Origin of the sequence: Nocardioides luteus, assembly GCF_014648595.1 — a bacterium.
GTDB classification, from domain to species: domain Bacteria; phylum Actinomycetota; class Actinomycetes; order Propionibacteriales; family Nocardioidaceae; genus Nocardioides; species Nocardioides luteus.
Genome location: NZ_BMRK01000001.1, coordinates 323,317 through 346,719 on the forward strand (window position 1 = coordinate 323,317; position 23,403 = coordinate 346,719).

21 protein-coding genes are annotated in these 23,403 nt (G+C 69.9%); 11 read left to right on the forward strand and 10 right to left on the reverse strand.

All coding sequences use genetic code 11. From position 1 onward, the window contains the following. Positions 1-184 precede the first annotated feature (184 nt). The 4 genes from IEY81_RS01540 to IEY81_RS01560 all read left to right on the forward strand — a co-directional run bounded on the left by IEY81_RS01540 (position 185) and on the right by IEY81_RS01560 (position 4,477). Positions 185-931 carry an SDR family oxidoreductase gene (locus IEY81_RS01540; RefSeq protein WP_189116668.1) on the forward strand — a complete coding sequence of 249 codons (747 nt, stop codon included), beginning with the start codon at positions 185-187 and terminating at the stop codon, positions 929-931. Between the two features lie 5 nt (positions 932-936). Further along, positions 937-2,253 (forward strand): NAD(P)-binding domain-containing protein, encoded by a 1,317-nt coding sequence (locus tag IEY81_RS24015; protein ID WP_229787233.1) that lies wholly within the window; start codon positions 937-939, stop codon positions 2,251-2,253. Beyond that, positions 2,250-3,863 (forward strand): FAD-dependent oxidoreductase, encoded by a 1,614-nt coding sequence (locus tag IEY81_RS01555; RefSeq protein ID WP_189116669.1) that lies wholly within the window; start codon positions 2,250-2,252, stop codon positions 3,861-3,863. Before IEY81_RS24015 ends, IEY81_RS01555 begins: the two co-directional genes overlap by 4 nt. A 191-nt stretch (positions 3,864-4,054) precedes the next feature. Further along, entirely contained in the window at positions 4,055-4,477 is a 423-nt protein-coding gene (locus IEY81_RS01560; protein ID WP_189116670.1) for a nitroreductase/quinone reductase family protein, read from the forward strand. A gap of 3 nt (positions 4,478-4,480) precedes the next feature. Here the strand turns inward: IEY81_RS01560 and IEY81_RS01565 are convergent, their stop codons facing one another. Genes IEY81_RS01565 through IEY81_RS01580 form a run of 4 tightly spaced genes read right to left on the reverse strand, consistent with a single transcriptional unit; the run spans position 4,481 to position 10,146 of the window. Then, positions 4,481-5,743: a hypothetical protein gene (locus IEY81_RS01565; protein ID WP_189116671.1), complete on the reverse strand. Its 1,263-nt coding sequence runs from the start codon at positions 5,741-5,743 to the stop codon at positions 4,481-4,483. Further along, the gene (locus tag IEY81_RS01570) at positions 5,740-7,323 is read right to left on the reverse strand and encodes a succinic semialdehyde dehydrogenase (RefSeq protein WP_189116672.1); all 1,584 of its coding nucleotides are present in this window, start codon (positions 7,321-7,323) and stop codon (positions 5,740-5,742) included. Before IEY81_RS01570 ends, IEY81_RS01565 begins: the two co-directional genes overlap by 4 nt. A 35-nt stretch (positions 7,324-7,358) precedes the next feature. Continuing rightward, entirely contained in the window at positions 7,359-8,981 is a 1,623-nt protein-coding gene (locus IEY81_RS01575) for a GMC family oxidoreductase (RefSeq protein ID WP_189116673.1), read from the reverse strand. A 1-nt stretch (position 8,982) separates the two neighbouring features. Beyond that, positions 8,983-10,146 (reverse strand): steroid 3-ketoacyl-CoA thiolase, encoded by a 1,164-nt coding sequence (locus IEY81_RS01580; protein WP_189116674.1) that lies wholly within the window; start codon positions 10,144-10,146, stop codon positions 8,983-8,985. A gap of 202 nt (positions 10,147-10,348) precedes the next feature. On the opposite strand from IEY81_RS01580, the gene IEY81_RS01585 reads away from it, so the two are divergent. Continuing rightward, positions 10,349-11,572 carry a cytochrome P450 gene (locus tag IEY81_RS01585; protein WP_189116675.1) on the forward strand — a complete coding sequence of 408 codons (1,224 nt, stop codon included), beginning with the start codon at positions 10,349-10,351 and terminating at the stop codon, positions 11,570-11,572. A gap of 111 nt (positions 11,573-11,683) precedes the next feature. Here IEY81_RS01585 and IEY81_RS01590 read toward each other — a convergent pair whose 3' ends face one another. The 5 genes from IEY81_RS01590 to IEY81_RS01610 form a co-directional block, all read right to left on the reverse strand. Further along, positions 11,684-12,190, reverse strand: a complete 507-nt coding sequence (locus tag IEY81_RS01590) for a GNAT family N-acetyltransferase (RefSeq protein WP_189116676.1) — start codon at positions 12,188-12,190, stop codon at positions 11,684-11,686. Further along, entirely contained in the window at positions 12,187-12,657 is a 471-nt protein-coding gene (locus IEY81_RS01595; protein WP_189116677.1) for an HIT family protein, read from the reverse strand. The genes IEY81_RS01590 and IEY81_RS01595 overlap by 4 nt, the downstream gene beginning before the upstream one ends. A 143-nt stretch (positions 12,658-12,800) precedes the next feature. Further along, a complete protein-coding gene (locus IEY81_RS01600) occupies positions 12,801-13,964 on the reverse strand; it encodes a thiolase family protein (RefSeq protein ID WP_189116678.1) in 1,164 nt (387 codons plus the stop codon). A gap of 64 nt (positions 13,965-14,028) precedes the next feature. Continuing rightward, positions 14,029-15,081: a thiolase family protein gene (locus IEY81_RS01605; protein ID WP_189116679.1), complete on the reverse strand. Its 1,053-nt coding sequence runs from the start codon at positions 15,079-15,081 to the stop codon at positions 14,029-14,031. A gap of 27 nt (positions 15,082-15,108) precedes the next feature. After that, positions 15,109-16,062 carry a Zn-ribbon domain-containing OB-fold protein gene (locus IEY81_RS01610; protein ID WP_189116680.1) on the reverse strand — a complete coding sequence of 318 codons (954 nt, stop codon included), beginning with the start codon at positions 16,060-16,062 and terminating at the stop codon, positions 15,109-15,111. 72 nt (positions 16,063-16,134) lie between these two features. Here IEY81_RS01610 and IEY81_RS01615 point away from each other — a divergent pair, with 72 nt between their 5' ends. From IEY81_RS01615 to IEY81_RS01640, 6 genes are all read left to right on the forward strand, one after another. Further along, a complete protein-coding gene (locus IEY81_RS01615) occupies positions 16,135-17,199 on the forward strand; it encodes an LLM class F420-dependent oxidoreductase (protein ID WP_229787178.1) in 1,065 nt (354 codons plus the stop codon). Continuing rightward, on the forward strand, positions 17,199-18,056 hold the full coding sequence (locus IEY81_RS01620; protein ID WP_189116681.1) for an SDR family oxidoreductase: 858 nt from the start codon (positions 17,199-17,201) through the stop codon (positions 18,054-18,056). Before IEY81_RS01615 ends, IEY81_RS01620 begins: the two co-directional genes overlap by 1 nt. Further along, positions 18,053-19,303, forward strand: a complete 1,251-nt coding sequence (locus IEY81_RS01625; protein ID WP_189116682.1) for an NADH:flavin oxidoreductase — start codon at positions 18,053-18,055, stop codon at positions 19,301-19,303. The genes IEY81_RS01620 and IEY81_RS01625 overlap by 4 nt, the downstream gene beginning before the upstream one ends. Beyond that, a complete protein-coding gene (locus IEY81_RS01630; protein ID WP_189116683.1) occupies positions 19,304-20,020 on the forward strand; it encodes a PaaI family thioesterase in 717 nt (238 codons plus the stop codon). A 64-nt stretch (positions 20,021-20,084) separates the two neighbouring features. Continuing rightward, the gene (gene fadD8 / locus IEY81_RS01635; RefSeq protein ID WP_189116684.1) at positions 20,085-21,677 is read left to right on the forward strand and encodes a fatty-acid--CoA ligase FadD8; all 1,593 of its coding nucleotides are present in this window, start codon (positions 20,085-20,087) and stop codon (positions 21,675-21,677) included. Positions 21,678-21,943: 266 nt separating this feature from the next. Then, complete coding sequence (locus IEY81_RS01640; RefSeq protein ID WP_189116685.1) at positions 21,944-22,570, forward strand: cytochrome b/b6 domain-containing protein; 627 nt, start codon at positions 21,944-21,946, stop codon at positions 22,568-22,570. On the opposite strand, the gene IEY81_RS01645 is transcribed toward IEY81_RS01640, so the two are convergent. Further along, on the reverse strand, positions 22,567-23,391 hold the full coding sequence (locus IEY81_RS01645; protein ID WP_189116686.1) for a crotonase/enoyl-CoA hydratase family protein: 825 nt from the start codon (positions 23,389-23,391) through the stop codon (positions 22,567-22,569). The two genes, IEY81_RS01640 and IEY81_RS01645, sit on opposite strands and share 4 nt — an antisense overlap. Positions 23,392-23,403: the final 12 nt, after the last annotated feature.

Here is a 23,403-nt window from a genome sequence, read left to right on the forward strand (position 1 = left end):
GACGCCGAGTCGGCGCAACTGCCCCGAATGGGCAGCTGACCTTGGGGCAGATGCGCCGACTCGACGCGCTCGGGTGGGACAGATGCGCCGGCTGGGCATCGATACGTGAGGCAGTTGCGCCGAGTGGGCGCCCTCACGTGAGGCAGATGCGCCGGGTCGGCGGTCTGGGAGAGGAAGGGGCACGATGAGGTTCAGGGACAAGGTCGTGGTGGTCACCGGCGCGGCGCAGGGGATCGGTGAGGCGTACGCGAAGGGGTTGGCCGCCGAGGGCGCGGCCGTCGTCGTGGCTGACATCCACGCGGACAAGGGGCAGCAGGTCGCCAAGGAGATCGAGGCCTTGGGCGGGGTGGCGCGGTTCGTGCGCTGTGACGTCTCCGACCGCGATTCCGCCGCCGCGCTGGTGGAGGAGACGACCGAGGCGTACGGCGGCATCGACGGGCTCGTCAACAACGCCGCCATCTACGGCGACATGGCCTTCGACCTGCTGATCACGGTCGACTGGGACTACTACGAGAAATTCATGAGCGTGAACCTCGACGGTGCGCTGGTGATGACCCGCGCGGTCTACCCGGCGATGCAGAAGCGGGGCGGCGGAGCGATCGTCAACCAGTCCTCGACCGCCGCCTATCTCTACTCCGGCTTCTACGGTCTCGCAAAGGTCGGCATCAACGGGCTGACCCAGCAGCTCGCCCACGAGCTCGGTGGGATGAACATCCGGGTCAACGCGATCGCGCCGGGGCCGACCGACACCGAGGCGACGCGCATCCAGGCCGGCGAGGCGGCTCAGGACATGACCAGGCAGATGGCGATCAAACGCCTCGGCACCACCGAGGACATGGTCGGGACGTTGAAGTTCCTCCTCTCCGAGGAGTCCTCGTGGATCTCGGGCCAGATCATCGCCGTCGACGGTGGCGGGACGTTCCGGCTGTGAGCACGATGGACGACCTCCGCGCAGGATTCGTGGGCCTCGGCACCATCGGCAAGCCGATGACGCTCCAGCTCGCCCATGCCGACGGGATCGAGCTGTGGGTCCACGACATCGCCGCCGAACCGGTCGCCGAGCTCGCTGCCGCGGGGGCGAAGGCGGCAGCCTCCGTCGCCGAGATGGCGGTCGAGGTCGACGTGCTGGGCGTGATGGTGCGAGACGACGACCAGGTGCGTGCGGTGATCGCGGAGGTGCTCGGCGCCGTCGGCAACCGGACGAGGGAGCATCCGCTGACGGTCCTGGTGCACTCCACGGTCGCCCCGGGCACCCCCGCCGAGCTGGCCGCGAGCGCCGAGCCCCACGGCGTGCACGTGCTCGATGCGCCGGTCTCCGGCGGTCCGATGGGCGCCGCCGAGGGTACGCTGGCGATCCTGGTGGGCGGTCCGATCGAAGGGTATGCCGCCGCGGCCCCGGTCCTGGCGGCGATGGGCACCCGAGTGGTCCACGCCGGCCCGGTCGGCGCCGGCACCCGGCTCAAGCTCGCCCGCAACCTGCTCCACTTCGCCTCCTTCACCGCCGCCACCGAGGCCCAGCGGCTGGCCGAGGCGGCCGGGCTGGACCTGGTGGAGCTCGGCGAGGTCGTACGCCACACCGACGCCATCACCGGCGGCCCGGGGGCGATCATGCACCGCGACACCACCGCGCCGATCGAGGAGACCGACTTCTGGCACGGCGTCTTCGGGCACGTCGTCGCGCTGGGGGAGAAGGACCTCGGCTTCGCGATCGAGCTCGCCGACGAGCTCGGGGTCGAGGTGCCGCTGGCGCGGCTGGCTCTGGAGCGGCTTGCGTCGGGGCTCGGGCTGGGGGCTCGACCTCCGGAGGACGAGAAGTTCGCCGACCTCCCCGCGCTGCGCGCCCGAGGGCTGCGCAAGATGGAGGAGGTCTACGGCTTCGACATGGCCGACGGCGAGGGCGACTTCTTCCGCTACACCGCCGACCACCTCTTCGGCGACATCTGGCAGCGCCCGGGCCTGACCACGCGCGACCGGCGGCTCCTGCTGGTCGGCCTGCTCGCCGGCCAGGGCGCCGCGGACGTGCTCGGGATCCAGATCCCCGCTGCGTACGCCAACGGTGAGCTCTCCGAGGACGAGCTGCGCGAAATCGTGGTCTTCCTGTCCCACTACGCGGGGTGGCCCCACGGTGCAAGGATCAACACCGTTGTCGAGGAGACCATCGGCAAGGCCAGAAGGGAAGCTCGGAGGAAGGCCCGGGAAGAGGCCGAGGGAGAGGCCCGGGAAGGGGCCCAGGGAAAGGCACAGCGCTCATGACTTACGTCATCACCCAGTCCTGCTGCAACGACGCCTCCTGCGTGGAGGTCTGCCCGGTGGACTGCATCCACCCGGCGCCCGACGAGCCCGGGTTCGCGGCCGCGGAGATGCTCTACATCCATCCCGACGAGTGCATCGACTGCGGCGCCTGCGAGGACGCCTGCCCGGTCAACGCGATCTTCCCCGACTACGAGGTGCCGGACGCGTTCGCGCCCTACACCGACATCAACGCCGCGTTCTTCGAGTTCACCGGCGAGCAGGGCGAGCCCGCGCCGGTTCCGTCTCCGGGTGCGAAGGTCGCCGGCGACGGTCCGTTGAAGGTCGCCGTGGTCGGCGCCGGCCCTGCGGGCTGGTACGTCGCCGAGGAGCTCGCCGCGACCCGCCGCTGCGACGTCGAGATCACCGTGATCGACCGGCTGGCCACTCCCTACGGCCTCGTCCGCCATGGCGTCGCGCCGGACCACCTCGACACCAAAGAGGTCGTCTCCGGCTTCGCGAAGACCGCTCGTCACCGCCGGGTGCGGACCCGCTACAACGTCGAGGTCGGCCGCGACGTCACCCATGAGGAGCTCCTCGCTGCCCACCATGCGGTCGTCTACACGACCGGCGCGGGTGAGGGTCGCACGCTCGGCCTGACGGGTGAAGAGCTGCCCGGCTCGACGTCGGCGGCCGAGCTCGTGGGTTGGTACAACGGCCATCCCGACCGGGTCGCGCTCACCTTCCCGCTCGACCACGAGCGCGCCGTCGTCATCGGCAACGGCAACGTCGCCCTCGACCTCGCCCGGTTGCTGCTCGCCGAGGAGGACGTGCTGACCGCCTCAGACCTGGCCCCGGCAGCCCTCGACGCGCTCTGCGCGAGCGGCATCCGCGAGGTCGTGGTCACCGCCCGCCGCGGCCCTGAGTTCGCAGCGTTCACCAGCCCCGAGCTCCGCGCCTTGGCCGACGACTCGCGCATCGAGGTCGTCGTCGACGAAGCGGACCTGGCGACGCTGCCGATCGAAGCCGACCTGCCCGAGCGCACCGCCGGCACCTTCGCGGCCCTCCAGAAGGCAGATCTGCTCCGCGGCCTGGCCGCCCGGCCGCGTACGGACGCCGCGAAGCGGCTCGTCCTCCGCTTCGGCCTCACCCCGATCGAGATCCTCGGCACCGACACCGTCACCGGGGTGCGGTTCGATGGCGGCGAGGAGATCGAGGCCGGCCTCGTCGTCCGTGCCACCGGCTACCGCTCGGCAGGCGTCGACGGCGTCCCCACCGAGGAGGGCACCGGCCGCTTCCCGCACGAGGCCGGCCGGGTGACCGGCGTCGAAGGCACCTACACCGCAGGCTGGGCCAAACGCGGCCCCAGCGGTGTCATCGGCACCAACCGCGCCTGCGCCGCCGAGACCGTACGCACCCTCCTCGACGACCACGCCGCCGGCGCGCTCCCCGCCCCGACCGGGCAGCCGCTCGACGAGCTGCTGACCGACCGCGGGGTGACCGTCATCGACCACGCCGGCTGGAACGCCCTCGACGCCCACGAGCGCAAGTCCGGCAAGGAGATCGGCCGCCCGCGCCTGAAGGTCACCGACCCAGAGGAGCAGGTACGCATCGCAGCACCGGTCCGCGCCTGACGGGCCTCGAGTGTCCGGGGAGTGAGACGTCCGGCGTGGCTTGACGGGCACTTTGTGGACTTGTCGGGTGTGTCAGTGCCCGTCAAGTCCAGGGATACCCGGTCGACCGGGTATCCCACACGATGCACCCACGCCCATTGGAGATCTCTGCAAGAGTGGGTGAAAACCGTTCCTCGGGGGAAAGGCACTCCATGTCAGAGAGCTACAAGGACTGGAACCAGGCGATCATCGACGAGTTCCGGTCGAACGATGGCAACGTCACCTCGGTGCCGTTCGGGCGCGGGTTGGTGCTGGTGCACCACGTCGGCAGGAAGTCGGGCGTGGAGCGGGTGTCGCCGGTAGCCCACATCCGCCAAGACGACGACACCTGGCTGATCGCTGCCTCGAAGGCGGGCGCGCCGGAGAACCCGGCATGGTACCACAACCTCCTGGCCAACCCGGAGACCAAGATCGAGACGCCGGACGACGGGGTCGTCGAGGTCGAGGTCAGCGAGCTCACCGGCGCCGAGCGCGACGCGGCGTGGGAGCGGTTCAAGGAGATGAGCCCGGGTTTCGCCGACTACGAGAAGAAGACCGACCGCGTGATCCCGGTGCTCGCGCTGCGCCGCAGGTAGGCCTCACACCGGTGTGATCGGCAGCGACCGGCGCGGCTCGAAGGCGAAGTCCGCGCCGGTGCTGAACCGCACGACCGCGACCTCGGAGGCTTCGGGGGCGGGTTCGGGGCGGCGTACGACCTCGACCCGCCAGCCGTCCTCGTGACCGAGCGGCGACACGTCGACGTCGAGGTGGGGGTCGAGCGCCCGCACCGCGGCCCGCAGCGGAACCGACCATGCCGGCCCCATCAGCGAGACCCAGGCGCCGTCCTCATCGGCGGCAGCCGGCCGGACGATCAGGGCATCACCCGCGACCTCCACCGAGACGTACGCAGCCGGGTTGAGCATCGGGTGGAGCGCGAGCAGTCGCAGCGCACCCTCCGTGTCCGGCGAGAACGACAGCACCCGCGCGAGGCGCGCCCCGGCGATACCGGCGACCCCGACGAGCTGCTTGCGACGGATGTCGAGGAGCTGCTCGGGCGAGGTCGCCCGCTGCTGCAGCGCGAGGACGAACCCGCGGTCGAGCAGCGCCATCTGCAGGCAGACCTCGTCGGCGATCCGCACCAGCGCCGAGCGGGAGAAGGCAGCGAGGTCGAGGTCGGAGAGGAGCGGACCTGAGTAGTCGGAGACCCCCTCGTCAGCAGGATCGATCGACGTCAGCTCGAGCCGTGCCGCTCGCGACTGTTCGTTGACCGCCAGCTCCGGGACCGCGACCGCCTCGGGGTGGGCATCGTCGATGGTGACCGTCCAACGGCAGTGCGGCGTCCGGTCGGCAGGCACCCGCGGCGGCCGGTGCACGGGCCGCACCTGCGCCCGCGGGTGGGTGGCGATGGCGGTCGCGTCGAAGGTCGGGTCCTCGATGTCGTGGCACATGCCGCGGACGTACTCCTCGCCCATCGGCTCCACGTCCATCAGCGCACCGCAGTGGTCGAGGTGGAACTCCCCGTGGTGCTCGTCGTGCACGGTGTAGCGGAAGTCCATGAACTGCGGCGGGGCGCCGATGTCGATCTGGAGCCCCTTGAAGATGGTCGGCACGTCACCGCGACCGGGCACATCCGGCGCGTAGCCCAACGCGGCCTGCATCCGCCGGGTGTAGATCGGCGAGGCCGCCGCCCACTCGGTGATCGCGATCTGCAGCATCTCCTCGCGCCCGAACGCGGAGATGCACCAGGCCATCCCCGAGCGGTCGATCAGCTGGCCGATCAGGAGGAGCTCGCGCACCACCTCCGCGAGCTCCTCCCGGCTCAGGTCGGCATAGCGGGAGACGGCGGGCGCTGCAGGGCTCAACGAATCCTGAGCTTCCGCATCCACCGCAGCGATGTCTGCATCTGCTTGGCGTAGTCGTCGAAGGTCTGCTTGCCCTGCGGCCCCATGACCTGCTTCTTCAGGGTCGCGACGTTCTGGGTCTCGGTGTACTTCAGCAGCCCCTGGTCGCCGTGACGCGCACCGACGCCGGACTGCTTCATCCCGCCCGAGGGCGTCGACTTCGAGGCGTACGCGGTGGCCAGGCCGTCGTTGATGTTGACGTTGCCCGACTCGATGCGTGCCGCGATCGCCTGGGCGCGCTTGAAGTTCGTGGTCCACACCGAGGCGTTGAGCCCGTAGTCGGTGTCGTTGGCCAGCTCGATGGCCTCCTCCAGCGTGGAGTAGCGGTGGAGCGAGACGACCGGCCCGAAGGTCTCGGTCACGCCGTGGAGCATCTCCTTGGTGGTGCCCTCCAAGATGGTGGGCTCGAAGAAGGTCGGACCGACGTCGGGCCGTGCCTGGCCGCCGGTGAGCACCGTGGCGCCCTTGGCGACCGCATCCTCGACGTGCGACTGCACCCGGGCCAGGTGGTCGGGGGAGACCAGCGCGCCCAGATCCGGACCGAAGGCGTACGCAGCCTCGATCCGCATGCTCTCGACCGCAGCCACGAACTTGTCGCGGAACTCGTCGTACATCGCGTCGGGGATGTAGATCCGCTCGATGTGCATGCAGATCTGGCCGGTGTTGCCGAAGACGGCGAACATCGAGCCGGCGACGGTCTCGTCGATGTCGGCGTCGTCGAGGACGATCATCGGGTTCTTGCCGCCGAGCTCGAGGCAGGCGCCGATCAGGTTGCGCCCGGCCTGCTCCCCGATGACGCGGCCAGTCGCTGTGGAGCCGGTGAACATCGCGTAGTCGACGTTGTCCATCATCGTCGGGCCGACGTCGGGACCCTCGCCGCAGACGACCTGGAACAGCCCCTTGGGCAGCCCGGCCTCCTCGAGCAGCGAGATCCCGAACAACGGCGAGAGTGCGGTCTTGTTGTCGGGCTTGAGGAGCACCGCGTTGCCGGCCATGAGCGCCGGGACCGCGTCGGAGAGTCCGGTCGCGAACGGGAAGTTCCACGGCGCGATGATCCCGATCAGCCCCCGCGGCGGGTGGCGCTCGATGGAGCTCGAGAGCACCGGCATCACGCCCGGGCGCTTCTTGTCCTTGAGGAGCCTCGGTGCCCGCTTGAGGTAGTGGGAGATCACCATCGGCACGTCGCAGACCTCCTCGAAGGCGATCCGGCGCGCCTTGCCCGACTCGGCCTGGATCAGGTCGGCGATCTTGTGCTGGTTGCGCAGGATCAGCTCGTGGGCGCGCTTGAAGACCGCCAGGCGCTCAGGCAGCGGTGTGGCCGCCCACTCGCGCTGGGCGGCCCGTCCGGCCGCGGCCGCCCGCTCCACATCGGCCGGCGAGGACTGGGGCAGCGCCACCAGCACCTCGCCGGTGTAGACCTCGGTCAGCTTCCAGGACGCACCCGTCGAGGACGGCACCCGGGAGACCAGCTCGCCCAGCACTTCCTCGGTGATCCAGTCGGGGCGGCGTACGGCTGCTGTCTTCGCGGTCTCAGTGCTCATGTCTGCTTCCGATCAGCTGTGTTGTCGAGGTCGTTTCAGGAGTCTTCGCCCAGGACGAAGGAGGCGCAACGGTCACCGATCATGACCGCCGGAGCGTTGGTGTTGCCGCCGATGATCGAGGGCATGATCGACGCGTCGGCGACGCGGAGCCCCTCGACGCCGCGTACGCGCAGCTGCGGGTCGACCACGGCACGCTCGTCGACGCCCATCCGGCAGGAGCCGACACCGTGGTAGATCGAGGTCGCCCGGTTGGTGACCTCGTCCTTCATCGCCTCGGCGTCGATCGCCTTCCCGGGATGGATCTCGGACTTCACCTGGTCGCCGAAGGCCGGGGCGGCCATGATCTCGCGGATCATCTCGACGCCCTCGAGGAGCACGCGCTTGTCGTCGGGCTCGGCCAGGTAGTTGAAGTCGATCAGCGGCTCGGCCAGCGGGTCGTTGTTCCGCAGCCGGAGGGTGCCGCGCGAGCGCGGGTAGATCAGCGACGACATCACCGTCAGCGCGGCCCGCGGGTCGACGTCGTGGCGGATCGGCGCGTCCTGGTTGGGGGAGGGGTAGGCCCAGGGGAGGACATGCAGCTGCAGGTCGGGTACGTCGGTGGCCAGCGAGGTGCGTACGAAGCCGACCGTCTCGAAGACCGTGTGGCCCAGGATCGACCTGCCGACCGTCTGCTCCTTGAGCACCGCCTTGCCGAAGTAGGCCGCGGTGCCGTGGTGGACCGCGGTCGGCATCTCCCAGGTGGTCGGCACGAACATGTGGTCGTGCAGGTTGTCGCCGACCGGAAGGTCATGGAGCGTGGTGATGCCGTGCTCGGCGAGGTGGGCGGAGTGGCCGATCCCGGAGAGCATCAGCAGCTGCGGTGAGCCGAAGACGCCGGCGGAGACGATGACCTCCTTGGTGGCCGAGATCGTCTGCGGGCCCTGCCTGCCGAGGATCTCGACGCCGGTCGCGCGGCCGTTCTCGATCACGATCTTCGAGACGTGCACGCGCGTGAGCGTGGTGAGGCTGGCCAGCTCCTGGTCGTGGAGGTAGCCGCGCGAGGTGGAGTAGCGCAGGCCGTCGATGCCGCTTTGCTGGAAGGTCGAGACGCCCTCCTGCTCGGCGCCGTTGTAGTCGTCGAGCACCTTCACGTCGAGCGTCTCGGAGGCCGCGCGCTGGAAGGAGAGCGACGCCTCGGTCGGCCGCGGGTGCTTCATGACCTTGATCGGGCCGCCGGTGCCGCGGTAGTCGGAGCCGCCGCCCTCGTAGTCCTCGACCCGGCGGTACGCCTCGTTGACCGAGTCCGCGTCCCAGCCGGTGTTGCCCTCGGCTGCCCAGGCGTCGTAGTTGGCGCGGTTGCCCCGGACCCAGAGCAGGCCGTTGATGGAGGAGGAGCCGCCGAGCACCTTGCCGCGGGGCTGGGGCAGCTGGCGGTTGCGGGCGTGCTGCTGCGGCACCGTGTGGTAGCCCCAGTCGACCAGCTTCTTCAGCCGGGGCTCGGCGTGCAGCGGGCCGATCATGCCCGGCTTGGTGACCAGGTAGTTGTGCTTGTCGTTCTTGCCTGCCTCGAGCAGGATGACCGACTTCCCGGCCGCGGCCAGGCGGCCGGCGACCGCGCAGCCGGCCGATCCGGCTCCGACCACGACGTACTCGGCCTCGGTTACTTTCGCGCGCGCCATCTCAGATCCTCTCGATGATCGTCGCGGTCGCCTGCGCGCCGCCGGCACACATGGAGACCAGGGCGGTGCTCGCGTCGCGGCGCTCCAGCTCGTGGAGGGCGGCGGTGAGCAGGCGGGTGCCGGTGGATCCGACGGGGTGGCCGAGCGCGATCGCCCCGCCGTTGACGTTGATCTTCTCCTCGGGGACCTGGTGCACCTTGGCCCAGGACATGACCACGCCCGCGAACGCCTCGTTGACCTCGGCGATGTCGATGTCGCCGATCGTCATCCCGGTGTCCTTCAGCGCCTTCTCGGTCGCCTGGACCGGCCCGTCGAGGTGGTAATAGGGGTCCGAGCCGACCAGGTTGGAGGTGACGATCCGCGCGCGGGCCTTCAGGCCGAGCGAGGCGGCGACCTCTGAGTCCATCAGCAGCAGCGCCGAGGCGCCGTCGGAGATCTGCGAGGACGTACCGGCGGTGTGGGTGCCGCCCTCGAGCACCGGGTTCAGCCCGGCCAGCTTCTCCAGGGAGGTGTCGCGGATGCCCTGGTCCTCGGTGACCGTACGCAGCTCGCCGGTCGGGTTGCCCTCCTCGTCGAGCACGGGGGCCTCGACGGCGAAGATCTGGCTCTCGAACCGGCCCGCGTCGCGCGCCTGACGGGCCTTGACCTGCGACCACAGCCCGAACTCGTCGACCTCGTTGCGGGAGAAGCCGCGGTTCTTCACGATCCGGTCGGCGCCCTCGAACTGGTTGGGCAGATCGATGTTCCAGTCCGCGGGACGCGGGTCGCCGGCACCCTTGGGGACGTTGGCGCCGAGCGGGATGCGCGACATCGACTCGATGCCGCAGGCGATGCCGACCTTGATCTGGTCGGAGGCGATCATCGCGTTGATCAGGTGGGTGGCCTGCTGGGCCGAGGAGCACTGTGCGTCGATGACCGTGGAGCCGGTGTGGATCGACAGCCCGGCGTGGAGCCAGGCGCGGCGGACCATGTTGTTGGACTGCTCGCCGGCCTGCGAGACGCAGCCGCCGATGACCTGATCCACCAGGTCAGGGTCGACTCCGGCGCGCTTGAGCACCTCCAGCTGCGCGGCGCCGAGCAGCACGCCCGGGTGGAGACCGGCCAGCCAGCCCTTCCTCTTGCCGATGGGGGTACGGACGGCTTCGACGATGACGGGCGTGCCCATGGAACCTCGCTCTTCGGGGGTGTCGATCAAGTCGCTGGTGCGCGGCCGCGCTGGGTCACGTCCTGGGTGACGTGACTCGGGTTACACTCGATTGTCCCAAAGTAGAACGTGTTCTCGTTTGGCGCAACCCTTGTGCGATGCCCGGGGCTGTGTGACGATAAACTAGAACGTGTTACAGAAATGACCTCGAAGGAGCACACCCGTGACCGCTCTCCCCGTGGATTTCGATCCGACCGATCCCGTGCTCAACGAGGAGCGCGTCCCGCTCCAGGAGTTCCTCGAGCTTCGCAAGACCGCGCCGGTGTGGTGGGTCGAGCAGACGCCGGAGGCTCGCGCAGGCTTCCTCGACACCGGCTTCTGGGCGGTGAGCAAGCACGAGGACATCCTCGCCGTCTCCAAGGACAACGAGAACTTCAGCACCCACGAGAACGGCGTGATCATCCGGTTCGCGCCGGACATGACCCGTGAGCAGGTCGAGCTGCAGCGCGCGATGCTGATCCATCACGACGCACCCGACCACACCAAGCTGCGCCAGATCATCAGCCGCGGCTTCACCCCGCGCGCGATCAACGCGCTCAAGGACCGCCTGGTCGAGCGGGCCAACAACATCATCGACGACGCGCTGGCCAAGGGGGAGGGCGACTTCGTCTCCGAGGTCGCCGCGGAGCTGCCGCTCCAGGCGATCGCCGAGCTCCTCGGCGTACCGCAGGAGGACCGTCGCAAGCTCTTCGACTGGTCCAACCAGATGCTCGCCTACGACGACCCGGACTACGACGCCGACCCCGAGGCGGCCTCGATCGAGATCCTGACGTACGCGATGGCCCTGGCCGCCGAGCGCAAGGCGGATCCCAAGGACGACATCATCTCCAAGCTCGTCAACGCCGAGCTGGAGGGTGGCGCGCTGGGCGACGACGAGTTCGGCTTCTTCGTCATCCTGCTCGCGGTCGCCGGCAACGAGACCACCCGCAACGCGATCTCCCACGGCATGCAGGCGTTCTTCGAGCACCCCGACCAGTGGGAGCTGTGGAAGAAGGAGCGCCCCGACACCATGGTCGACGAGGTGATCCGCTGGGCGACCCCGGTCACGGTCTTCCAGCGTACGGCGCTCAACGACGTCGAGGTCGGCGGCCAGCTGGTCAAGAAGGGTCAGCGAGTCGGCATCTTCTACGCCTCGGGCAACCACGACGAGGACGTCTTCGACGACCCGGACACCTTCGACATCACCCGCGAGCACAACCCCCACCTCGCCTTCGGTGGCCACGGCGCCCACTACTGCATCGGCGCCAACCTCGCGCGGATGGAGGTGCGGATCATGTTCGACGTGATCGCCGACCGGATGCCCGATCTCAAGCCCAACGGCGAGCTGCGCCGCCTGCGCCACGCGTGGATCAACGGCATCAAGGAGATGCCGGTCACCTACGCCTGAGACCCTCGTTCTCGCCGGACCCCGAGAACGGTGGGCGAGTAGGCGGAAGTGGCGGACGAGACGACAGTTTCGTCCGCCACTTCTGCGGTTTCGGCCGGCGGTGGCCGGCTCCTAGGCCTGACCTGGGACCACTGTGTTGGAGAAGTGGGGCCGGCGGAACGGATAGTGCGCGGGCACCCACGTTCTCAGCGCTTCGAAGACCAGTTCGTAGAGCCCCTGCTCATAGGCCTCGGTGGTCACCCACCAGCTGACGTCGACGTCGTAGGTCGCCAGCTCCTCGCTCAGCTCCTGCCGGACCCCGAGCGGATAGAGATAGGCACACCCGACGTAGCCGAGGTCAGGTGTGGAGAGCACGTAGGAGAACGACTTGTTCTCCTTCCACTCGCCCTCGTGCCAGACCAGGTCGATGTAGTCGTCGGCCTCCGAGGTCGGCCCCTCGGGCCAGCCGCCGCCGCGAGTGGCGTTGATCAGCTCGCGATCGGCGTTGATGGCACGTACGTCATCAATCAGGCACTCCCGGGAGAGCGGTCGTGCGGTCAGGTCGCCGTGGGTGAGCACCTGCGGTGCCTCGAACCCGTTCGGGATGGCGAGCAGCTTGCTCAGGCCGACGTAGCTCATCGCGCTCCTCCGAGCTCGCTCTCGAGCTGGTCGGCCAGGACCCGCCGCAGGGCGAGCGCGATCCGGTCGCGCTCACGCTCCGAGATCTGCTCGTCCTCGGGGACGTCGAGGTAGCCGAACACCTTCGGGCCCCTGCGGTCCTCGGGCTGGTCCGGCATCCGCGGCACCAGGTGGACGTGCACGTGCTGATGTCCCGGCGCCTCGGAGAACTGCATGACGTACGTCTTCTCGCAGCCGGTCAGGGTCCGCAGCGCTCCGGACAGCTGCCCGATGAGCGTGCCGAGCTCGGCGTGCCCCTCCGCATCGAGCTCGTCGATCGCGGTCAGGTGCTCGCGGGTGACCAGGACCAGCCAGCCCGGCAGGGACGTGTTGTAGGCGTGCGCCGCCCGCCAGTGAGTGGTCGTGATGATCGATCCACGAGGCGTCTCCGCCTCGGCTGCGGCCATGGCGCAGGTCTGACAATCCATGTCACGGCACGTTAGCCGACCCTGGTTTTCGTGGGGTCCTGTAGACGTGTGGTCGGGTCGAGAAAGTGGTAGTCCAGGGAGTTTCCGTCGGTTACTTGCGAGTACTCCGACGGAAGCTCCCTGGACTATCCCAACTCACACCGTCAGTTCGACGGAGGCTCCGCCCCCACGACCCACATCGAGAAGAACTGCGAGCCGCCGCCGTAGGCGTGGCCGAGGGCGCGGCGGGCGCCGTCGACCTGGTGCTCGCCGGCGCGCCCGCGCACCTGCAGGGCGGCCTCGGCGAAGCGGAGCATGCCGGAGGCGCCGATCGGGTTGGAGGAGAGCACTCCGCCGCTCATGTTGATGGGCAGACTGCCGTCCAGTGCGGTCTCTCCGGCCTCGGTGAGCTTCCAGCCGGCCCCTTCGGGTGCGAAGCCGAGGTTCTCGATCCACATCGGCTCGAACCAGGCGAACGGCACGTAGATCTCGGCGCAGTCGATCTCGCGCGCCGGGTCGGTGATGCCGGTCGCCTTCCACAGCGCCGCCGCGGCCTCGCGGCCGGCCTGCGGGTTGACCTGGTCGCGCTCGGCGGCCGAGGTGGGCTCGGAGCGCATCACGGTGCCATGGATCCAGGCGGGCGCCTCGTACGTCTTGGCGACGTCCTCGGCGGCGATCACCATCGCGCAGGCGCCGTCGGAGGAGGGGCAGGTCTCGTCGTAGTGGATCGGGTCCCAGAGCATCTGCGAGGCCAGGACCGACTCGACCGTGGTGCCCTCGCTGTGCAGGTGGGCATAGGGGTTCTTGAGTGCGTTGTTGCGGTCCTTGGCCGCCACGATCGCGCCGATGTGCGAGGGCGCCTCGGAGCGGCGGATGTAGGAGCGTACGTGGGGTGCGAAGTAGCCGCCCGCGCCGGCGTGGACCGGCATCACGAACGGCACCGGCACCGAGAGCGCCCACATCGCGTTGGACTCGGACTGCTTCTCGAAGGCCACCGTGAGCACGCGTTTGTGGACGCCCGCCTGGACCAGCGAGGAGGCGACGATGGCGGTCGAGCCGCCCACCGATCCGGCGGTGTGCACCCGCATCAGCGGCTTGCCGGCGGCGCCGAGCGCCTCGGCGAGGTAGAGCTCGGGCATCATCACGCCCTCGAAGAGGTCGGGCGCCTTGCCGATGACGATGGCGTCGACCTCGTCGAGGGTGAGCCCGGCGTCCTCGAGGGCGCGGTCCATCGCCTCGCGGCACAGTCCGGCCATCGAGACGTCCTCGCGCTTGGCGCGGTGGTGGGTCTGGCCGATCCCGATCACGGCCGCGGGAGTCTTGCTCATCAGCTGCGTCCTTCCATCACGCCGCGCGACCGGTGGTCGAGCTTGTCGAGACCACACATGCGGATCACCGGCCTTCCATGACACATACGAGGTTCTGCTGGAGCGCCGGCCCGCTGGTCGCGTGGCCGAGCACCTTGTCGGCGGTGCCGTCCCAGATCTTCTTGGCGGCCTCGCCGATCCGGATCGCGCCGGCGGAGAACATCGGGTTGGCGGCGAGCGCGCCACCCGACGGGTTGAGCCGTACGTCCTCACCCAGCCCGAGCGCGGAGCGGAGCACGAGCTCCTGGTGGCTGAAGGGTGCGTGCAGCTCGGCGATCTGGACACCGTCGGTGCCGCCGACGGCGGCGGCCGCCCGTTCGGCGGACCCGGAGGTGGTGAGGTCGCGGGTGCCGAGGTGGAGACCGTCGGAGCTGTGCGCGATCCCGGAGATCCAGGCCGGGCGCTGGTTGGCTTCGCGGGCGCGGTCGCCGGCGGCGAGCACGATCGCGGCAGCGCCGTCGGTGACCGGAGCACAGTCGTGCTTGCGCAGCGGGTCGGCGAACATCGGCCGGGCGAGCAGCTCCTCGACCGAGGAGCCACCGGCGCGCACCGCGTACTCGTTCTTCTCCGCGTCGGTCAGCGACCGGTTGACGACCTCGGCCAGCGCGTTCTCGTCCCAGAGGCCGGCGTCGAGCCCGAGCCGTGCCTGGAGGGCGGCGAGGCAGACGGTGTCCGGCCACAGGGGCGTCATCGTGTAGGGGTCGAGCTGCAGCGCCAGGGTCCGGCGCAGCACGCCGGCCGAGGCCTTGCCGAACCCGAAGACCAGCGCGGTGTCGACCTCGCCGGTCTGGATCTTCAGCCACGCCTCGTAGAGCGCCCAGGCGGCGTCCATCTCGACGTGGGACTCGTTGACCGGGGGCAGCACCCCGATCGCGTCGATCGCGCTCACGAACGAGAACGACCGGCCGGCCAGGTAGTCCGAGGACCCCGAGCACCAGAACCCGATGTCCTTCTTCTGCCACCCGGTCTGCTCGTAGCACTCGCCGAGGATCGGCACGAGCAGCTCGGCCATGCTCGGCGACCCGTCGAAGTCCTTCATCTGTCGCTGGGCGAACCCGACGACGGCAACGTCTCTCATACTCATTCCTTTGTGGTCGAGCCGCTCTCAGAGGTGGTGCTTGTAGGTGTCGAAGTCGGCGTCGGGCTCGCCGGTCGGGGCGAAGTGGCTGATGTTCTCGATGCTGGTGCCCCACTCCTCGCGCGGCTTCCAGACCGCCTTGACCCGCATCCCCATCCGGACCTCCTCGGCCGGGATCTCCAGGATCAGGTGCTGCAGCGCGATGTCGGCACCGTCGAGCAGGACGTACGCGGAGACGTAGGGCGGCTTGATCTTCTGCCCCATGAACGGGACGTTGACGACGCAGAACGTGGTCACCGTGCCGACGTCGGAGAGCTCGACCTCCTCCGAGGTCGGGACCCCGTCGGTGGGACACGCGCCGCGGGGCGGCACGTAGACCTTGCGGCACTTCGGGCAGCGCTGGCCCAGGATCCGTCCCTCGGCGAGACCCCGGAAGAACGAGGACTCCTCAGGCGAGGCCGCGTAGCGGTAGTCGAGGCTGACCGGGGTGATGATCCGGCTGACCTCCTCGGCATCGGGCTCCGTCGGTCGGTCGGCAGAAGTCGTGCCGTCGTCGGGCACGAAGACCAGGTCGGTGACCGCGCCGGTGCGCTCGGCCGCCCACCGCGCGCGGACCCGCATCCCGGTCGAGATGTCGTCGGGGGAGGCGACGTCGACGGCGTGGAGCCAGGGGGTGTCGGCCCCGTCGATGGTGATCAGGGCGTACGCGAAGGCGGACTCCGACGGCTGACCGGCGACGGGCTCGCTGACCCAGGTCCACGAGGTCACCGTCCCGGTGTCCGGGAGCTCGACGAACTCGGTCACGGCCTGATGGCTGACCGGGTCGTACTCCGGTGGTGGGACGGCCACTCGACCGTCGCTGAGGCGACCGCCGACGATGGTGGCCTGCTTGAGTCCGGTGAGGAAACGGCCGATCACCGGGCCCGTGGATCTGGTGTAGTCGAAAGCGACTGTCACAGGTGCCTGAAGGGTGCGACTCATGACAGAAAGTGAAACACGTTCTAGTATTGCTCACAACCCGTACATGGCGACGACATGGCGACGAAGGAGTCGATGAGAGTGAAGTTGGGGCTACAGCTGGGCTACTGGGGAGCACAGCCGCCGAGCGGGGTCGGCGAGCTCGTCGCCGCCGCCGAGGAGGCAGGGTTCGACGCGATCTTCACCGCCGAGGCGTGGGGGAGCGATGCGTTCACGCCCCTGGCCTGGTGGGGCAAGGAGACCTCCCGGGTACGTCTCGGCACCTCGATCGTGCAGATGTCGGGGCGCGCCCCGACCTCGATCGCGATGCACGCGCTGACCCTCGACCACCTCTCCGGCGGCCGGTTCGTCCTCGGCCTCGGCGTGAGCGGGCCGCAGGTCGTCGAGGGCTGGTACGGCCAGCCGTTCGGCAAGCCGCTGGCCCGCACCCGTGAGGTCGTCTCGATCATCCGGAAGGTGCTCGCCCGCGAGGCGCCGGTGACCAACGACGGCCCGCACTACCCGCTGCCGTTCACCGGTGAAGGCTCGGTCGGCCTCGGCAAGCCGCTCAGGCCGATTGTGCACCCGCTGCGCTCCGACATCCCGATCTGGCTCGGCGCGGAGGGTCCGAAGAACGTCGCTCAGACCGCTGAGATCGCCGACGGCTGGATCCCGATCTTCTACACCCCCAGGTCCGCCCCGATGTACGCGGAGTGGCTGGCCGAGGGCTTCGCGCGACCGGGCGCGCGGCGTACCGCCGACGACTTCGAGATCGCCGCGACCTGCCACCTGCAGATCGTCGCGAACGCCGCGGAGAAGCAGGCGGCGCTCGATGCGATGAAGCCGTTCGCGGCGCTCTACATGGGTGGCATGGGGGCCAAGGAGCAGAACTTCCACAACCAGGTCTTCGAGCGGATGGGCTACGCCGAGCTCGCCGGGCAGGTCCAGGCGCTCTACCTGACCGGCGAGAAGGAGAAGGCGACTGCGCTCATCCCCGACGAGCTCGTCGACGACCTGCACATCATCGGCACCGAGGACGAGGTGCGCGACAAGGTCGCCCAGTGGGAGGAGACCGGCGTGACCACGCTGCTCCTCAGCCTCGGCTCGGCCGCCGACGTGCACCGCATCGCCGAGGTCGTCGGCACGAGCGGGGCTCGCTGATGGGCGTCTACGCCGTGACCGGCTCCGCCTCCGGGATGGGCGCCGCCGTGGTGCAGCGCCTGATCGACGCCGGCCACCGGGTCATCACCGTCGACATCGCGCAGGCCGACGTCGTCGCCGACCTCTCCACCGCGGGCGGCCGCCGCGACGCCGCCGAGAAGGTGCTCGCCGCCTGCGGCGGGCGCCTCGACGGCGCGGTGCTCGCGGCCGGGCTCGGCCCCTCACCGGGCCGTGACCGCCCCCGGCTGATCACCCAGGTCAACTACTTCGGTGTCGTCGACCTGCTCGAGGGCTGGCGCGAGGCGCTCGCGGCAACCGGGAACGCCAAGGTCGTGGTCTTCTCCAGCAACTCCACGACGACCATGCCGATGGTCCCGAACCGGGCGATCGCCGCGCTGCTCGACGGCGACGCGGAGCGGGCGCTGAGGGCGTACCGGCCGTTCGCGAAGATGGCGCCGACCATGGCCTACGGCGCCTCGAAGGTCGCGGTCACCCACTGGATGCGCCGCCGTTCGGTGGAGCCGGAGTGGGTGAGGGCCGGGATCCGGCTCAACGCGATCGCGCCCGGCGCGGTGCTGACCCCGCTCCTGGAGAAGCAGCTGGCCACGCCGGGGGAGGCGAGAGCGATCAAGTCGTTCCCGGTGCCCGCCGGCGGCTACGGCGACGCGGGGCTGCTCGCCGACTGGGTCGTCCACATGCTCGGGCCGGCCGCCGACTTCATGGTCGGCAGCGTCGTGATCGTCGACGGCGGCAGCGACGCCTGGTTCCGCGCCGACGACTGGCCCCGCCCCGTCCCCGGCCGCCGGCTGGTGGGCTACCTACGCAGGATGCGAGAGTTCAAGAAGGTGCGTTCATGACAGGCTCGACGACCGACCCGCTCGCCCCCGTCACGCTCGGACCGGTGACGCTGCGCAACCGGGTGATCAAGGCCGCCACCTTCGAGGGCGCCTCACCCGGCGCGCTCGTCTCGGACCGGCTGATCGACTACCATCTCGCTGTCGCCGAGGGCGGCGTCGGGATGACCACGGTCGCCTACCTCGCGGTCGCCCCGGAGGGACGTACGCACTCCGACTGCATCTACTGGCGCCCCGAGGCCCTGCCCGGGCTGAGGCGGCTGACCGAGGAGGTGCACCGCACCGGCGCAAAGGTCTCGGCCCAGATCGGCCACGCCGGCCCGGTCGCCAACGCCAAGTCCAACGGCGCTCCCTCGCTGGCGCCGGCGCGCTCGTTCAACGCGCTCGGGATGGCCTTCAACAAGGCCGCGACGGCGGAGGACCTCGCCCGGGTCGTCGAGCAGCACGCGGCCGCGGCCCGGATGGCGGTCGAGTCGGGCTTCGACGCGATCGAGGTCCACCTCGGCCACAACTACCTCCCGAGCTCGTTCCTCAGCCCGAGGCTCAACACCCGCAAGGACGAGTTCGGCGGCTCGCTGGCCAACCGCTCGGCGTTCCCGCGCCGGCTCCTCGAGGCGGTGCGCGGTGCGGTCGGTGACCAGGTCGCGGTGCTCGCGAAGATGAACATGCGCGACGGCTACCGCGGCGGTTTCGACATGCCCGAGTCGGTCGAGTTCGCCCGGCTGCTGGAGTCCGACGGCCATCTCGACGCGCTCGAGCTCACCGGCGGCTCCTCGTTCATGAACCCGATGTACCTCTTCCGCGGCGACGCCCCCTACAAGGAGATGGCCGCCAGGATGCCGCTGCACCCGGTGATCCGGATGGGGATGAGGATGGTGGGGAAGGGCTTCTTCAAGCAGTACCCCTACAAGCCGCTCTACTTCCTCGACAACGCCCGCGAGTTCCGCCGCGCCCTGAAGATGCCGCTGGTGCTCCTCGGCGGGGTCACCGACCTCGCCGGGATGCGCACCGCGATGGACGAGGGCTTCGAGTACGTCGCGATGGCCCGCGCGCTGCTGCGCGAGCCCGACCTGATCAACCGCCTGCAGGACGACCCGTCGACCCTGTCGCAGTGCATCCACTGCAACCTGTGCATGTCGACCATCTACCCGGGGACCCACTGCCACCTCGACACCGAGCACGTCTACGGTGAGGCTCATCCGATCCTCGCCGGTCCCGCACCGGCCGACACACCTGAGACGAGGACATGAATGTCCATGCACTACGGCCGCGCGCGTGACCTCGAGACCCCGCCCGGCTACGTCCACGACGAGCTCACCGCGGCCGAGGTCGCCGAGCGCGAGGCCTCGCTGGTGCCGCTGACCGACTCGGTCCGTGGCCTCGTCGACGCCGTGGTGCGCACCCAGGTCGAGGCCAAGGAGCTCGAGAGCGTACGCGACCTGGTCGACGAGCTGACCCAGCGGCTGCTCGCCGACGCCCTGCCCGGACCGCACGGCGTGCGCTTCGGCAGCGACGGCGGCTACCGCAACTACGGCAACCCGGTCGTCGGCCGCGGCAACGCTTTCGCGCCGCCGCTCGACGTGCAGCGCGAGGACGGCGGAGTCTGGGCCGAGTTCGAGCTCGGTCCGGCGTACGAAGGCCCTCCCGGTCTGGTCCACGGCGGCGTCTCGGCGATGGTGCTCGACCAGCTCCTCGGCGAGGCCGCCTCGGCCGGCGGCAAGCCGGGGATGACCGGCACCCTGACCGTCCGCTACCGCCAGGGCACCCCGCTCGGGCCGCTGCGCGGCGAAGCCAAGCTCCACTCCGAGGAGGGCGTGAAGTCGATCATCCGTGGTCGGCTGCTCACCCGCCCGAGTGACGGCTCCGACCCGCAGGTCTGCGTCGAGGCCGAGGGCATCTTCATCCTGCCCCGCTGGGCGCGCCAGCAGGTCGACCAGGGGAACAGGGAGCACGTCGGCGACGCCTGAGCCGTCTTCTGTCCACACCCTGCACCCCCTAGAACACGTTCTAGTTTCGCGGTAGGGTGCGGACATGGATACCAGCCGCATCGGTCCCCACAACGGTCATCTGATGGTCTCGGCGCTGGAGCGCCACAAGGACCGTCCGATCCTCCATCTCGGCTCGAGCTCAGACGAGCTGGTCAGCCTGACCGGGGGAGAGGTGGCCGCCCGGATCAGCCAGTACATCCAGGCGTTCGAGGAGCTCGGCGCCGGCACCGGCACGGCGACCGCGCTGCTCGCGCTCAACCGGCCCGAGGTGCTCTTCATCCTCGGCGCCGGCCAGACCCAGGGCTTCCAGCGCACCTCGCTGCACCCGCTGGGGAGCGCCGAGGACCAGGCGTACGTCATCAACGATGCCGGCATCACCGGGCTGGTCATCGACCCCTACTTCGCCGACCGTGCCGTCGAGCTGCTCGAGCTGTGCCCCAAGCTCGAGCGGGTGCTCACCATCGGTCCGGTCCCGCCGCAGCTGGCCGAGGTCGGGGTCGACCTGGTCGCCGCGGCGGAGACCTACGACGTCCAGCCGCTCCAGGCGCGGCTGCTGCCGCCCGACCACATCACCTCGATCACCTACACCGGCGGCACGACCGGGAAGCCGAAGGGCGTGATCGGGCAGGCCGGCTCGTTCGCGACCATGACCCAGGTGCAGCTCTCCGAGTGGGAGTGGCCCGAGTCGCCGCGCTTCTTGATGTGCACGCCGCTCTCGCACGCCGGCGCCGCCTTCTTCGTGCCGGTCGTGATCAAGGGCGGCACCCTGTTCGTGCTGCCGAAGTTCGACCCGGCCGCCGTCCTGGAGACCATCGAGCGCGAGCGGATCTCCTCGCTGATGCTGGTGCCGACGATGCTCTACGCGCTCATGGACCACCCCGACTCCCACACCCGCGACCTGTCCTCGCTCGAGACGGTCTACTACGGGGCCTCCGCGATCAACCCGGTACGGCTGGCGGAGGCGATCGAGCGGTTCGGCCCGATCTTCGCGCAGTACTACGGCCAGTCCGAGGCGCCGATGGCGATCACCTACTTCGCCAAGGGCGACCACGTCGACGCCGATGGCAAGCCGCTCACCCACCGCCTGACCTCCTGCGGGCGCCCGTCCGCGCTGGTGCGTACCGCCCTGCTCGACACCGACGGCAACCCGGTCGCCCCCGGCGAGGCCGGCGAGATCTGTGTCGCCGGCCCGCTGCTCTCGGGCGGCTACTGGCAGCTGCCCGAGGTCACCGCGGAGACCTTCCGAGACGGCTGGATGCACACCGGCGACGTGGCACGCCAGGACGAGGACGGCTTCTGGTACATCGTCGACCGCACCAAGGACATGATCGTCACCGGCGGATTCAACGTCTTCCCGCGCGAGGTCGAGGACGTCGTCGCGACGCATCCAGCCGTCGCCCAGGTGGCGGTCATCGGCACGCCGCACGAGAAGTTCGGCGAGGCGGTGACGGCCGTCGTGGTCGTACGTCCCGACACCACCCTCTCCGACGAAGTCATCGCCGAGATCCAGGCCCTGGTCAAGGAGAAGAAGGGCTCGGTGCAGGCGCCGAAGTCGGTCATCGAGGTCGACTCGATCCCGATGACCGCCCTCGGCAAGCCCGACAAGAAGGCGCTGCGCGCACGCTTCTCGGGCTGAGGCACCTGTTGGGCGATCATCGGTCGTCGAGCCAGTCGAAGATCCTTCCCCGCCCCGCCCGAGGCCCTGGCCGTGGCGGTCGTCGGGACCGGTGACGTACCCGCCCAGCGTCATGGACATGGTCAGCCGGACGGGTGTGCGGGTGGTGGCTGCGGTGCCGGACATGGTTCCACCTGGTGGTGGCGCCACCGGCGGCGACGCTCACCAGTGCCACGAACGGCTGTGTCCCGATCCGACAACCGCTCGGCGCGCTAGGCTCGCCTGTCATGTCAGGCACGCCGGCGAACGGCTACGGAGGCGTCGCCAAGACGCTGCACTGGTCGACCGTGGCCGCGTTCGTGCTCCAGCTCGTGGTCGGCTATGTGATGTCGGCCGATGCCGACTGCGACCCGCCGGGGGAGGACCGCAGCGGTGGCGACACCTCGGAGGCGGAGGAGGAGCGCTTCGAGCGGCTCGAGGACGTCTGCGAGGCGCAGGCGGAGGAGGGCGGCGCGCTGGCGACCGCCTGGGACGACCTGTGGGACGGCCGGATCGGCCTCGACGGCGTCACCCTCCCCGAGCTGCACCTCCTGCTCGGCCTGACGATCCTGCTGCTCGGCGGCCTCCGGGTCGCACGACGACTGATCGCGTCGCTGCCGCCGTGGGACCCACGGCTGACCGCGACCGATCGACGGGTGGCCCACGTGACCGAGCGGACGCTGCTCATGCTGATGTTCGTCGTCCCGCTCACCGGCCTCGCGCTGGTGGCGGTCTCCGACGACCTCGTTCCGCTCCATGTGGCGGCCCACATCGCGTTCTACGTGTCGCTGGCAGCACACGTACTGCTGGTGCTTCGTCGGGGCCTGCTTCCGCGGATGCTGCCCGGCACGCGGGCGGGCCGCCCCTCCGACTAGCGGCCCTGGAACTCCGGCTTGCGCTTCTCCAGGAACGCCTTGGGCCCTTCCTTGGCGTCCTCGGAGGCGAAGACGGCGGCGCCGACCTTGGCGTCGTCGGCCCAGCAGTCCTCCTCGTGCTTGCCCTCGGAGTCGCGCATCGTGCGGAGGATGGCCTGGACGGCGAGCGGGCCGTTGGCCGCGATCATGTCGGCGAGCTCGTGGGCCTTCTCCAAGGCGGTGCCGTCGGGGACGACGTGGCCGATCAGACCGAGCTCCTTGGCCTCGGGGGCCTTCAGCGTACGTCCGGTCAGCAGGAGCTCGGCGGCGACGGTGTAGGGGATCTGGCGGGGGAGCCGGACCGCGGAACCGCCCATCGGGTAGAGCGACCAGCGGGCCTCGGCGACGCCGAACTTCGCCGACTCGCCGGCGACCCGGATGTCGGTGCCCTGCAGGATCTCGGTGCCGCCGGCGATGGCGGGCCCCTCGACGGCGGCGATGAGCGGCTTGGTGAGCCGGAAGCCCTTGAGGAGCCCCTTGATCACCGACGGGTCGAAGCCCTCGTCGAAGGACTCCGAGGGCGGCTTCTCGTCGGCCTTCTTCAGGTCCATCCCGGCACAGAAGTAGCCACCGGCTCCGGTGAGGATGCACACCCGGATCGCCGGGTCGGAGTTCACCCGGTCCCAGGCGTCCTCCATGATCCGCATCATCTCGGCGGAGAGCGCGTTACGGCGCTCGGGACGGTTCAGCGTGACGATGAGCTTGTGGCCGTCCTGCTCGACGATCGCGTGCGGCGCGGCCTCGGGCTCGGCAGCGGATCCGGAAGTTTCTGTGATCGGCATAACACCAGACCC